Source organism: Sphingomonas sp. SphC10 (assembly GCF_057004845.1).
In genome coordinates this window covers 189,425-202,393 of record NZ_JBSLMQ010000002.1, presented here as the reverse complement: position 1 = coordinate 202,393, position 12,969 = coordinate 189,425, and the positions used below count along the sequence as shown (strand labels likewise).

The window sequence follows — 12,969 nt, the reverse complement described above, 5'->3', positions numbered from 1 at the left end:
CGTGACGTGACCCCCGGCTTTCCCCCAACTGGGATTAGAGCCGCGCGGTTGTTTTGCGCTTGAGCGCGGTTGAAGCAATGGGCTGCGTAGCGGAGCCCGGAGGGCGTAGCGAATCAGTCCATTGCTTATCCAGTTCGGCGGCGAACGCCGCCGGTGTTGCGTATCCAAGGGATGAGTGTGGTCTCTCCCGATTGTAGTCCTCGACCCAGGCGGCGATCTCGACCCGGGCGTGGGCAAGGCTGAGGAACAGCGTCTCGTTGAGCAGTTCGTCGCGCATGCGGCCGTTGAAGCTCTCGACGTAGCCGTTCTGCATCGGCTTGCCCGGCGCGATGTAGTGCCGCTCAACGCCGATCTCCCCGCACCATGCCAGCACCGCATTGCTCGTGAGTTCGGTCCCGTTGTCGCTGACGATCATCCCCGGTTTGCCGCGCTGTGCGATCAGCTCCGTCAACTCGCGCACGACACGGCCGCCTGAGATCGATGTGTCGGGCACCGCCGCAAGGCACTCCCGGGTCACGTCATCGACCACGTTCAGCACGCGGAACCGTCGTCCTGACGCCATTTGGTCGTGCACGAAGTCGAGGCTCCAGCGCTGGTTCGGTAGGGCCAGCACCGGAGCAGGCGCCCGTGTTCCAACAGCACGCTTGCGGCTCCGGCGTCGCCTGACCGCCAATCCCTCCTCACGGTAAAGACGCTGGGTTTTCTTGCGGTTGATCATCACCCCCTCCCGGCGCAGCAGGATATGCAGGCGACGATAGCCGAACCGGCGTCGCTGGTTCGCCAGCTCGCGCAGCTTCTCGCGAAGCTCGGCATCGTCAGCCCGCTGGGAGCGATATCGCACGCTCTTACGGTCGGCTCCGATCACATGACACGCCCGCCGCTCGCTCATCCCGTGACAATCCTGGAGATGAGCAACAGCTTCCCGCTTCGCGGCGGGCGTCAGAACTTTTTTGTCAGAAGATCCTTCAGCGCAGCGTTGTTCAGCATCGCATCGGCCAACAAGCGCTTGAGCCTGCCGTTCTCATCCTCGAGCGAGCGCAGCCGCTTTGCCTCGGACACCTCCAGTCCGCCGTACTTCGCCTTCCAGTTGTAGATCGTCGCTTCCGACACACCGTGTCGGCGGGCCAGGTCCGCGGTCTTCGCCCCCGCCTCCGCTTCCTTCAGCACGCCAATGATCTGCTCTTCAGAAAACCTCGTTCGCTTCATCTCGTCCGTCCTTCTCTCAGGGGCGGACTCTAATCCAGCGTGGAGGAAAATCGGGGGTCACGTCACTATTCCAAGGGCGGCACACAGCGATCTGATCACGGCTCGGCATCCAGAGGCTCGATACAATCGCGACGCTCATCAAAAAGGTGCAAACTGACGCTACATGCCATTAGAGACTGAGGAAGAGGTTGCTTCGAATTATCGTCCGCCGTTATGGCCTTGGCACGACTAAAGGATTTCAAACTCTTGCAAGATGCTGCCTCCAAGCGGAAATTCCGCGACACGAATTCCTGGTGGTCTATCGTCGGCCTCGTTGCCGGGATCGGCTTCTTCCTGGTCAGCGCGATCCTTTCGTATTCGAACGTCCTCAGCATGCGCGAGAACGAGGAACGGATCCGCGTTACGCACGAGGTGCTGACGTCGCTCGATGAGCTCATGATAGCGGTGCTCGGCGTGGAAACTGGTAGCAGAGGCTATGTCCTGACCGGCAAAGACCAATATCTTGAAGCTTATCGAACCGGAGCTGCCAGCGCGCGACAAAACCTGGGGAAGTTGGAAGCTTTTGCAAATGACAATGCCGCCGAGGATGAGGACCTCGACCGGCTCCGGACCCTGATCGACGAAAAACTCCGTTTCTCCCGGTTGGCCATCGAGACTCGTCGCGATCAGGGCTTCGATCCGGCGATCGCGATGATCGACAGCGACCAGGGCAAGATCGCGATGGATGCGATCCGTTTGGAGATGGCGCAGAGAAACCGCGCGGAGACGACAGAGCGCCAGCAGCGCATCGCCGAACTGGCTGCGGCGTCCAGTGCAACGCTCGTCAGCGCCATGGTCACTAGCCTTATTGGCATCGCCTTGACCATCGCGATATTCCTGCTGCTCATGCGCGGAAACCGCCTGCGCGAACGTCAGCGTTGGCTGCAAACCGCGCAGGTGGAGCTTAGCGAAGCGATGCGCGGCGAGAAGACTGTCCCGCAGCTGGGCGCCGCGGTGCTTGCCTTCCTCGCCGAGAGGACCGGGGCTAACGCAGGCGCGATCTTCAAGGGAGAAGGAGGCACGTTCAACCGTGCAGCCATGCTCGGGGTGACCGACGCGGCAGCGGTGCCCGAAACGTTTGCCTTCAACGAAGGCTTGCTCGGCAAGGTGGCGGCAGACGGACACCCGACCGAGCTTGCGGATATCCCGGACGGTTATCTCAAGATCGGTTCCGCACTTGGCAGCGATACGCCGCGCCATCTCGTGGTCGCCCCGGCTTTCAATGAAGGTTCGGTCAATGCCGTCATCGAACTCGGATTTTTCGATGCGGTGGATGACCGGGTACGAGAACTACTCGATACCGTTTCAGGCTCGATCGGCGTCGCCCTGCGCTCGGCGCGTTTCCGCGAGCGCCTGCAGGACGCGCTGGAGGAAACGCAGCGCCAGGCTAGCGAACTGCAGGCGCAAAGCGAGGAATTGCGGGTCTCCAACGAGGAACTGGAGGAGCAGGGGAATGCGTTGAAGGAAACGCAAGCCCGGCTGGAACTGCAGCAGGTCGAACTGGAACAGACCAACAGCCAGCTTGAAGAACAAGCGCAGGCTCTGGAGGGCCAGCGTGACGAGCTTTCGCGCGCCGCTGCCTCGCTGCAGCTTAAGGCTCGCGAGCTTGAGCAGGCCAGCCAGTACAAGTCTGACTTCCTTGCCAACATGAGCCACGAGCTGCGCACGCCGCTCAATTCGCTGCTGATCCTTTCCAAGCTGCTGGGCGACAATGCCGACGGCAACCTTTCGGCCGAACAGGTCAAGTTTGCCCGCACGATCGAATCTTCGGGCAACGACCTCCTGACCCTTATCAACGACATCCTCGATCTGTCGAAAATCGAGGCGGGTCACGTCGAGATCCAGGCGACCCAGGTCTCCACGGAGCGGCTCGCTTCGGACCTGCGAAAGATGTTCGAGCCGCTGGCGCAGCAGCGTGGGCTGGAACTCGACATCGCGCTTGCCGACGATGCGCCGCGTTCCATCGAGACCGATCGACAGCGGCTGGAACAGGTACTCAAGAACCTGCTTTCGAACGCGATCAAGTTCACCGAACGGGGCAGCGTTACCCTGTCGATCTCCAGCAAGGATGACGACCAGATCGAATTCGCGGTCGCCGACACCGGGATCGGCATCGCACCGGAGCAGCGCGACGCGATATTCGACGCCTTCCGCCAGGCCGACGGCACAATCAGCCGCAAGTTCGGCGGCACCGGGCTCGGCCTCTCGATTTCGCGCGAACTGGTCCGCCTGCTGGGCGGAACGATCCGGGTCACGAGCGAAGAAGGCAAGGGAAGCACGTTCATCGTGGACGTGCCTGCCACTTACGATCCCGCCACCGTCGCGCCGCGCGCTGCCGCGCCGGCGGGTAAGGAACCGCCGGCAACAGCCCCGGCAACTGTACAAGCCGCGACCAGGCCGAAGGGCCGGACCAATACGACACCCAAGGGGCCGGTCATCGACGACGACCGGGCGGTCCTGTCCGGTGACAAGCGCGTATTGCTCGTGATCGAGGACGACAGCAGATTTGCCGGTATCGTGTGCGACCTGTCACGCGAAATGGGTTTCGAATGCCTCGTGGCCGGCACCGCGCAGGAAGCGATCGACCTTGCCCGCGAGTACCGGCCCAGCGCCATCGTGCTCGACATCGGTCTGCCCGATCAGTCGGGCCTTACCGTTCTGGACCGGCTCAAGCATGAAGACAGGACACGGCACATACCGATCCACGTTATCTCCGGTTCGGACCAGGCCCAGACAGCGATGGCATTGGGTGCGATCGGCTTCCTTGAAAAGCCCGCCCCCCGCGAACGGCTGGCAGAGGTGCTGGCCATGCTGCAGCAGAAACTGGCATCGCGCGTTCGGCGTGTGCTCATCGTCGAGGACGACGCGGTCCAGCGTGAGGCGGTCAGTCAGCTGCTCGGATCGCAGGATGTCGAGACTGTCGGCGTCGGCACGGTCGCCGAATGTCTGGAGGAACTGCGCGGCGGCCAGTACGATTGCATGGTCCTCGACCTCGCGCTGCCCGATGCCACCGGCTTTTCCCTGCTCGAGACGCTAAGCGAGGAAGGCGAGGGTCCGCTTCCTCCGGTAATCGTCTACACCGGGCGGGACCTTTCGGCCGACGAGGAGCAGCGCCTGCGTCGTTATTCCAGTTCCATCATCATCAAGGGCGCCAAGTCGCCCGAGCGCCTGCTGGACGAGGTTTCGCTGTTCCTGCACCAGGTCGTTTCCGACTTGCCTGCCGAACAGCGCCAGATGATCGAGAAAGCGCGTCACCGTGATGCGGCGCTCGAAGGCCGCCGCATCCTCATCGTCGAGGATGACGTGCGCAACGTCTACTCGCTCACCAGCGTTCTGGAGCCCCGCGGCGCACTGACGCGGATCGCGCGCAACGGGCAGGAGGCGATCGATGCGCTGGAGGAAGCGGCGGGCGATCCTGACAACACGATCGACTTGGTGCTGATGGACGTCATGATGCCGGTGATGGACGGCCTCACCGCCGCTCGCGCCATCCGTGCCGATGCGCGCTGGAAGAAGCTGCCCATTGTCATGCTCACCGCCAAGGCCATGCCCGACGACCAGCAGAAATGCATCGATGCGGGCGCCAACGATTACATGTCAAAGCCGATCGACGTGGACAAGTTGCTTTCACTGGTACGGGTATGGATGCCCAGGTGATGCGCACCAGAATGACGGACGCCGGTGCTGCGAACGAGAGCATCGAGGACATCGAGATCCAGCTTCTGCTGGACGCACTCTATCGGCATTATCACTACGATTTTCGGCACTATGCCCGCGCCTCAATCAAGCGGCGGCTGCTGCAGGCGCGGACACAGTTGGGCTACGACAGCATTTCCGACATCCAGTCGGCCGTCCTGCACGACGAGACGATCCTGCCGCGTTTGCTAAACTTCCTCACCGTTCAGGTGAGCGAGATGTTTCGCGACCCTTCGTATTTTCGCGCCCTGCGCGAAAGCGTCGTGCCTCACCTCAGGACCTACCCCTCGCTCAAGGTATGGGTCGCGGGATGCAGCCATGGCGAGGAGCTTTATTCGCTGGCGATCCTCTTCGCCGAGGAAGGGCTGGCCGACCGTACCATCTTCTACGCAACGGACATCAACCCGGCGGCGCTGCGCGCGGCGCAGGCGGGCATTTATCCGCTGGACCGGATCCGCCAGTTCACGGAAAACCATCGCCAGTCCGGCGGTCATTCATCTTTATCTGAATACTATACCGCGGACTACGACAGGGCCGTGTTTGACAAGGCCCTGCGCGAACGAGCCGTTTTCTCCGATCATAGCCTGGTGACCGACGCCGCGTTCGGCGAGATGCACCTCGTTTCATGCCGCAACGTGCTGATCTACTTCGACCGCGAATTGCAGGACCGGGTCGTGGGACTGTTCGGCGAATCGCTCGCGCGCGGCGGATTCCTAGGCGTCGGGTCGAAGGAAAGCCTGCGCTTCTCGGCCCACGCCGACATGTTCTCGGAGTTCGTGCGCGAGGAAAAGATCTATCGAAGGAACACTCGGTGAGCCTTCAGGCAGTCGTCATCGGCGCGTCGGCGGGCGGCGTGCAGGCCCTTTCGCAGGTGCTGCCGGCCTTGCCCGTGGACTTTCCCATTCCCGTCATCGTCGTCGTCCATATCCCGCCACGGCGCGATAACGCCTTGGTCGATCTGTTCGCCGACAAATGCCGCATCCCTGTAAAGGAAGCGGAGGATAAGGAGCCGCTGGAACCGGGAACGATCTATTTCGCGCCGTCCGATTATCATCTTCTCGTCGAGGCGGGCGGCTCGCTCGCTCTATCCTCGGACGAGCCGGTCAATCACTCGCGACCCGCAATCGACGTGCTGTTCGAAAGCGCGGCAGACGCGTTCGGAAGCGAGCTGGCCGGGATTGTCCTGACGGGAGCGAACAGCGATGGCGCAGCGGGATTGCGCGCTATATGTGCGGCAGGCGGGAAAGGTATCGTACAGGATCCGGCCTCGGCGGAAGTGGCGACAATGCCCCACGCTGCGCTTGCCGCGGCCCCGGGTTCGCAAGCGATGCGGTTGGAAGACATCCACCCTGCGCTGGAGGCCATGATCGCGCTATGACCAACAACGTCAAATTCCTGTTGGTCGACGATCTCGAGGAAAACCTCGTCGCGCTCGAAGCCTTGCTTGCGCGCGAAGGGCTGGAGCTGCATTTGGCGCGCAGCGGCGAAGATGCGCTCGAACTGATGCTGGCGAACGATTATGCGCTGGCGCTGCTCGACGTGCAGATGCCCGGCATGGACGGGTTCGAACTGGCCGAGATAATGCGCGCGAACGAGCGATCGCGGCATATCCCGATCATTTTCGTGACGGCGGGAAGCGGCGATGCCGCACGCCGCTTTCGAGGTTACGAGGCGGGAGCGGTCGATTTCATCCAAAAGCCGATCGAAGCCGACATCCTGCGCTCCAAATCGAATGTCTTCCTGGACCTGTATGCCCAGCGGCAGCAGATCACCGCCCAGCGCGACGAACTCGCAACGCTCAGCGCTGCGCTACAGGCTGCCGATCAGCAGAAAAACCGGTTTCTCGCGGTGCTGGCGCACGAGTTGCGCAATCCGTTGGCGGTCCTTGCCGCCGGTCTCAGCATTCTGGAGAGGAAAAGGGATCCGGAGGTCATTGGAAACGTCCGCACGTCGATGCGGCAGCATCTCGGGCACATGACCCGTCTCGTCGACGACCTGCTCGACATCAACCGCATCGAGCACGGAAAAATCTCGCTGCGCCGGGAGAAAGTGCTGCTGGCCGACATCCTTCCCTCCGCGCTGGAAGTCGCGGTTCCGGCAATCGAGTCAGGGAATCACACGCTCGCAGTGAACGTTCCGGAACAGCCGATACTACTCGACGTCGACAAGGCGCGCTTCATTCAGATGGTCAGCAATGTCGTTGGCAATGCGGCACGGTACACGCCGAAGGGCGGGCGCATCGAGGTCACCGCAAGTGGCAGCGGAAACAGCGCCAGCATTGTCGTTTCCGACAACGGTGTCGGCATCCCAGCCGACCAGCAGTCGCGCATTTTCGAGCTCTTCGAGCAATCCAATGCAGGAATGGTCGTGATAGGCGACGGGCTGGGAATCGGGCTGGCCCTCGTCAAGCAACTTGCCGAACTGCATGGCGGGACAATCCGGCTGGTAAGCAGCGTACCTGGCGAAGGAAGTACTTTCGAGATCCAGCTTCCGACCGGAAACCACTAGCGCGATTAAGCTTACCGCTGAACTTTCGTACTTGAAGCTCGCAACACTAATCCAGGAACCCAAATAGTCAGGAGGGATCCCGTCGGATGGCAGTTGATTGTCGGATTTCAAGGTCGCAGCGCCTATAAGCCGCCAGTCCGCTTGCGGCCCAAAAGCCTCCTCTTTCAGCGTTCCCCGCTTGGCCAATGACGGCCGAGGAGATGAACCATGGGATACTCTCGATTTGACCCCGCAATACAAGCCCGTGCAGCCTGGAACGCCGGCAAGACCGTTGGCACCAAGCGACCTCTGACGCAGAAGCAAATCTGGGCGATACGCTTCCACCTAGATCGCGAAGGCCGTCTCCGGGACAAGGCTCTCTTCGATCTCGCGATCGACAGCAAACTGCGTGGCTGTGATCTCGTCAAGGTCAAGATTGGCGATGTCGTTGCTGGCGCGGACATTCGCAATCGCGCCATTGTCATCCAGCAAAAGACCAACCGTCCCGTCCAATTCGAACTGACAGCGGATGTTCGCGCGACTCTGATCGCCTGGCTAGAGCGACGCGGCGGTTCGGCTCACGATTATCTATTTCCGAGCCGCGTCGATCTCCATGGCCATATGAGCACACGCCAGTATGCCCGCCTCGTCGATGAGTGGGTGACCGCCATCGGTTTGCGTAAGGCTGAGTACGGCACTCACTCGCTGCGGCGAACGAAAGCTGCGATGATCTACCGTGCCACCGGCAATATCCGAGCTATCCAAATTCTGCTCGGCCACACCAAGATCGAAAACACGGTTCGGTACCTTGGTGTCGACCTCGAGGATGCCTTACTTGTAGGCGCTTGCAATCGTAGCGGCGTGTGCTCGCAAACGGAGCGATTTTCTGCTCGGATTATCTGACAATGGGCGGAGCAGTCTGCTCACGCTAATTGCCAATGTGCTCGCCATCATCCGGCGCTGCTCGCAGTCATGGTCGCCTGCTCACATTATCTGCCAGCGGGAGTGGCGTCAGCGTGGCACCCGGATGGAGCCGTCCGCGATCCCTTCGGCGATATTTGAGAGCATGACGGCGTAGCGGTGCAGGCCGGGGAAGCGACCGGCGTTTCTCTCGATCTCTTCGCCGTATCCGGCATCGAGCAGCGCCTTGAAGTCCGGCATCACGTCGAACATGCCGCCGAGCAGATCGATATCGGAAGCACCGATCAGCAGCAGGGCATTCGCATGGGCGTCGAGGCGTTTCATCGTCTCCAGCATTTCGGTTTTGGTCATCGCACCCTTTCCGCTTGCGTGGTGTCATCGCCTATTATGCGCTGGCCCTGTTCGCGAAAACCTTCCTTTCTGACGACCTCGCGGGCGGGCCATGACGACAACGCATTTCTGCGGCCCGCCGCTTGTCAGAACTGTTCTGGAAACCTGCTTCGCAAAAGCGCTTGCCGGCTACGGGTTTGGAGAGCCCATTGGCACGGAGCGTGAGCACAACGCCCCGTTTGCAAGCAGCGCCGGATGATGGCGAGCACACTGGCAGATAATTCGAGCAGGACGCTCCCCGCCAGTGGCAGAAAGCGTGAGCAGGAAATCAGGCTGTTTGCGAGCACACGCCGCTACGATTGCAAGCGCCTACAGATACAGGCGGTTGTAGAGGTGATGAACACTTCGACCGTACCTTTCGCGCTCGTGGTCGATGACGTCCCGATCATCCTGATGGACATGACGCTGATCCTGGAGGACGCCGGCTTTCGCTGTCATGAGGCGATGGACGGCGATACCGCGATCGTGCTGCTGGAGGAGCAGGCCGACAACACCATCCTGCTGTTCTCCGATGTCGAGATGCCGGGATCGATCAACGGCTTTGCGCTGGCGCGTCATGTCGCACAGCACTGGCCCTGGATCGAGATCGTGATCGCCAGCGGCAATATCCGTCCCAATCCGGGTGACATGCCCGAGAAGGCGACGTTCATCCCGAAGCCCTTCTCGGCTGCGATCGTCCACGAGCACCTCCGCAGGACGCTGCCTGACGGCAAGAAGCCCGCGCCGCTGAAGAATGCGGTGACGACGCCGGTTCAGCCGGGAGCCTGAGCCACCCCTGCCGAGGCGAGCAACTGCGCGTCGGTCGCGTCGCGGTTGTCGATCCACCATTTGGCGTCCGCGATGCCGAGCAGCGCCGCGCCGGTTTCGACGCTATCGAGAGGTTGATCCTTGCGCAGCAAGGCGATCCGTTTCGCGCGAATGGTCGTTGCCCAGCTGACCTGTCGTTCCGAGCCGTTGAGCGGCGCCAGCGACAGATGGGCAACGGCTTGTTGCGAGGCCGCGGCGTCGCGCTCGTTCTCTTCCTGGCGCTGCTTGCGGTAGCACGCGCCGCAGACCGTCGTGCGCAGCCAGGTGGCCTTGCGCTCCTGCTGCGACGCGAACCCGGCAATGAAATGGGTTTGCTCATGGCCGCAGGTGTGGGTGATGCGATGGTCCATGACGTTCAGCCTGTCATATGGGCCGGATTTGTTCCAGCGGGATTGAGTCGAGCCGTTCGGTTCCGGCGACCGATGCTCGCGGCATGAAGATGGCGATCACGACCCGAGTGGGCTGCTCATCACCAGCACGGTCGCGCGCGCGATCGGCGCCGGCGCTACGCCGGCTCTGAAGGGGGCGACCGCCCCCCACCGCAGCGACTTGGCGACGGGGCGATAGCTGACCGGATGGATGCCATCCCGGCTCGGTTGCGCCCGCAGCGGGATGACGGTGTCGCCGAAACGTGCCGCGATCGACGTGACAATGGATGACGCGCGCAGGTCGTAGGGGGCAAGCCAGGCCACCTTGACGGCGGTGGTTCGCCGCCTGAGCGCAAGAAGGTTGGTTGGGAGCGCCGGACTGGCGGCATCGTTCGACCCGAGTGCGATGAGGGCGACGGTGGCGGCCGAAGCGCCCCTCACCCGCCGCTCGATCTCGGCCGAACCGGCACCCACGCGCGCATGAACCTCGCAGCGTATGCCCTGTGCTGCCAATGCCTGCGCCGTGCCGACCGCGGTGCTGTCGCCCAGGATCAGGCAGAAGGGAATCATGGCCGACCAGCCTGATGGGCAAGCGGTTTTCGTGGAGTGGTCATGTCGCCGTAGGCAAGTAGCCCGAAGATGGCGACAGCACAGCCGGCGATGCCGAACGCTGCGCGTGCCAGCCCGATCAGCCGCGCCTTGCGACCCTTGCGAAGGTGGTTCCACCCTCGATCGAGCGAGGTACGCCAGGACAGCCAGCCATCGCCGATATCGCTCGCGCCGAACATCGCGATGGGGATCGTGACGGCCAGCATGATATGCCGGATGTCGGCGCGGGCGATCACGATGGCGAGAAAGGTCGCGACCAGAATGAACAGCGCGATGGCGTTGATGACGCTGTAGAGCGGGCGCAGCCGAAAGATCCGACGCGAGGGCGCAGCGAGGTAGCGCACGATCGGACGGCGGCAGGTGTCGCAGACCAGCATGTGCTGCCCCAGCGGCCAGCGGCGCATCGCCTCATGGCAATACGGGCATTCGGGCCGGGGCAGGCTGATCATATTCATGCGACGTGGCCGACCCTGATCGCATCGGGAAGTGCAGCCCGGATCACGTCGGCGACGTCGGGCACGCAGATCCAGTTGGAGAATCTCGGGTTCCAGATCGCCTTGCCCTTGCACAACGCGGAAAGAACCTCCCTGCCGATCTCATCGTCGCGCGCGGCCCGGAATGCGATGCGGCCATCTGGCAGTGTCCGCTCGACGATCCCGGCGCATACCTCGATAGGTGCGCCCGCCTTGACGGGAACCGCCTTGGCAGGGGGCGATACCTCCAAAACGGTGCATTCAACCGCTACCGATGTGGAGGGACTTTGCGCCGGATGAACAGTGACAGGCTCTGCCTCGACGTACGGCGGCAATTCCGGCACAGACGCGGCCTGGACGATGGGCATGTTGATCGGCCCAGACGGGTCGCCGGTATGAGACGTATCGGCGGCGTCCGTGCTGTCAGGAACGATGCCGAGGCGGGTATAGATATCGCCCTCCTGGACATGGTCGGCGATGAGCTGGTCGGCGATCTCGACCATCTGCGCGGCGGTGACGCCGGTCGAAAACATTCGTCCCAGGGGCGATGACCCGCCGAACGGCACCCAGGCTTTGTAAAGGTTGTCGCATTTGTAGATCGGCTCGTCGCTGCCGATTTTGGAACGGTCGATCATCGCGGTGGGCGGAACGGACACGAATACGCCGACCTCCGCGAACGCCCTGTCATGCCCTTTTCGCTTCAGCCACGCCTGCAGCACCTTGCGTTGTCGTTTGGCCTGTTCGACCGGATTGGGGATGTTCTGCGGCTGACGTTGCGAGCGATACCAGACCATCCATTCGCCATGCTCGTTCTTCGAGATCCGGCCAGAGTAGTTCTTGGATTCGAAGATCGAGGCGGTGCGCGACGCCCGCGACAGCAGGATATGATCGAACTGCGCGAACCCGCCCTGCCCGTCCGGCAGGCGCAGATCGTGGATAAGCAGGTTGCGGTCGTTGTCAGGCCCGAATTGGTGATCGAGCATATAGGCGGTCTCGCGCTCGCCCCGCATCCCCTGGCGATGGTTCCGCACCGTCGATCGCACGCGCTCGGGGAGAGCCGCGAACTCGTCGGACGCCATCACTTCGTCGGCAAATGCGATCTCGGCCGCGCGGGTCGATTTCTTGCGGATCATCGTTTCGGCGTTCCCGGATTTGGCTGCGGCAGCGGTTGAACCGCCTGCGCCGGTAGCGGCGCGGAGGCGGGAGGCACCATTGCGGGCGGCTTGGCCGGCACCAGCCTCGCCTCGAGCCGTGGCCGTGCATCCTCGATCAGCTTGCGGAACGCATCGAGCGTCGCCAGCGTGGTGATCTTGCCGATGTCGGTCGAGGCGTAGCTTCCACCGAGCGCACCCACGCCAAGGCCGAGCAACAGCCCACCGCCCACGACGCCGATATCCTTCTTGCGCGCCGACCCGCTGGCGACCGCTTCCTGGATGCCGGTGTTCACGTCGACCAGCGTCATCAGCACCTGGCTTTCGAGTGTCTTCGACTTGAGCCCGACCGCCCCGCCGAACACACCGCCGACCCCGCCCCCGCTCTCACGCGACTTGGCGTCGGAATAGACCACCTTCACCTCGATCAGATAATCCGCCTTGGTGACAGGCCGGGTTGTGGCAGTCCCGCCATTGATCGCGCGTTCGCGTTCGAGCGCGCTGAACGCCTCGCCGCGATCGGCGACGCGGAAGCAATTGGATCGCGCGATCATCAGCTTGACCAGTGGCAGCGCGTCGACGCGCGCGGTCGAACCGCCGTTCTGCATCTCCGCCATGCGCATGAGCGCCTGCAGTTGCGGCGACAGGCCATCGGCCGGGTTGGCGGCCTTCTCCTCAACCAGCGCGGCAACGCCGAGCGGCACCTGGCATTGCGGCACGGCGGTCGTCTCGTCGACGCCGGTGCCGCCCTGCCCCAGCTTCTGGGCGTGGGCCATTGAAGGTGTGACGGCCGCGAGCGCGGCCGTCACGACGAGCATGCGG

At 62.8% G+C, this 12,969-nt stretch carries 13 protein-coding genes; 6 read left to right on the top strand and 7 right to left on the bottom strand.

Annotation, left to right across the window (positions count from 1 at the left end; genetic code table 11):
• Window positions 1-34 precede the first annotated feature (34 nt).
• Window positions 35-1,206 (bottom strand): IS3 family transposase gene (locus ACWKSV_RS18715; RefSeq protein WP_156458509.1). Its coding sequence is split into 2 segments (ribosomal slippage): window positions 35-954 and window positions 954-1,206, totalling 1,173 coding nucleotides; the frame shifts between segments, so codons are not numbered across the junction.
• Window positions 1,207-1,578: 372 nt separating this feature from the next.
• Between ACWKSV_RS18715 and ACWKSV_RS18710 the strand changes: the two genes are divergently transcribed.
• The 5 genes from ACWKSV_RS18710 (at window position 1,579) to ACWKSV_RS18690 (ending at window position 8,331) form a co-directional block, all read left to right on the top strand.
• On the top strand, window positions 1,579-4,902 hold the full coding sequence (locus ACWKSV_RS18710; protein WP_231733310.1) for a response regulator: 3,324 nt from the start codon (window positions 1,579-1,581) through the stop codon (window positions 4,900-4,902).
• Window positions 4,887-5,756 (top strand): CheR family methyltransferase, encoded by an 870-nt coding sequence (locus ACWKSV_RS18705; protein WP_081799108.1) that lies wholly within the window; start codon window positions 4,887-4,889, stop codon window positions 5,754-5,756. The genes ACWKSV_RS18710 and ACWKSV_RS18705 overlap by 16 nt, the downstream gene beginning before the upstream one ends.
• A 38-nt stretch (window positions 5,757-5,794) precedes the next feature.
• Entirely contained in the window at window positions 5,795-6,319 is a 525-nt protein-coding gene (locus ACWKSV_RS18700; RefSeq protein WP_236727401.1) for a chemotaxis protein CheB, read from the top strand.
• Window positions 6,316-7,449 (top strand): hybrid sensor histidine kinase/response regulator, encoded by a 1,134-nt coding sequence (locus ACWKSV_RS18695; protein ID WP_053556533.1) that lies wholly within the window; start codon window positions 6,316-6,318, stop codon window positions 7,447-7,449. The genes ACWKSV_RS18700 and ACWKSV_RS18695 overlap by 4 nt, the downstream gene beginning before the upstream one ends.
• 207 nt (window positions 7,450-7,656) lie before the next feature.
• Window positions 7,657-8,331 (top strand): tyrosine-type recombinase/integrase, encoded by a 675-nt coding sequence (locus tag ACWKSV_RS18690; protein WP_483666934.1) that lies wholly within the window; start codon window positions 7,657-7,659, stop codon window positions 8,329-8,331.
• A gap of 108 nt (window positions 8,332-8,439) precedes the next feature.
• Here ACWKSV_RS18690 and ACWKSV_RS18685 read toward each other — a convergent pair whose 3' ends face one another.
• Entirely contained in the window at window positions 8,440-8,700 is a 261-nt protein-coding gene (locus ACWKSV_RS18685; RefSeq protein WP_021320008.1) for a hypothetical protein, read from the bottom strand.
• Between the two features lie 375 nt (window positions 8,701-9,075).
• On the opposite strand from ACWKSV_RS18685, the gene ACWKSV_RS18680 reads away from it, so the two are divergent.
• Window positions 9,076-9,507: a response regulator gene (locus tag ACWKSV_RS18680; RefSeq protein WP_483666933.1), complete on the top strand. Its 432-nt coding sequence runs from the start codon at window positions 9,076-9,078 to the stop codon at window positions 9,505-9,507.
• Here the strand turns inward: ACWKSV_RS18680 and ACWKSV_RS18675 are convergent.
• From ACWKSV_RS18675 to ACWKSV_RS18655, 5 genes are all read right to left on the bottom strand, one after another.
• The gene (locus ACWKSV_RS18675; RefSeq protein ID WP_010409157.1) at window positions 9,492-9,896 is read right to left on the bottom strand and encodes a hypothetical protein; all 405 of its coding nucleotides are present in this window, start codon (window positions 9,894-9,896) and stop codon (window positions 9,492-9,494) included. The genes ACWKSV_RS18680 and ACWKSV_RS18675 overlap by 16 nt on opposite strands.
• 96 nt (window positions 9,897-9,992) lie before the next feature.
• On the bottom strand, window positions 9,993-10,484 hold the full coding sequence (locus tag ACWKSV_RS18670; RefSeq protein ID WP_010409155.1) for an SGNH/GDSL hydrolase family protein: 492 nt from the start codon (window positions 10,482-10,484) through the stop codon (window positions 9,993-9,995).
• Window positions 10,481-10,978, bottom strand: a complete 498-nt coding sequence (locus tag ACWKSV_RS18665; RefSeq protein ID WP_483666932.1) for a hypothetical protein — start codon at window positions 10,976-10,978, stop codon at window positions 10,481-10,483. Before ACWKSV_RS18665 ends, ACWKSV_RS18670 begins: the two co-directional genes overlap by 4 nt.
• The gene (locus ACWKSV_RS18660; protein ID WP_010409151.1) at window positions 10,975-12,129 is read right to left on the bottom strand and encodes a nuclease-related domain-containing protein; all 1,155 of its coding nucleotides are present in this window, start codon (window positions 12,127-12,129) and stop codon (window positions 10,975-10,977) included. Before ACWKSV_RS18660 ends, ACWKSV_RS18665 begins: the two co-directional genes overlap by 4 nt.
• Window positions 12,126-12,965, bottom strand: a complete 840-nt coding sequence (locus ACWKSV_RS18655) for a CsgG/HfaB family protein (RefSeq protein ID WP_016509815.1) — start codon at window positions 12,963-12,965, stop codon at window positions 12,126-12,128. Before ACWKSV_RS18655 ends, ACWKSV_RS18660 begins: the two co-directional genes overlap by 4 nt.
• Window positions 12,966-12,969 lie beyond the last annotated feature (4 nt).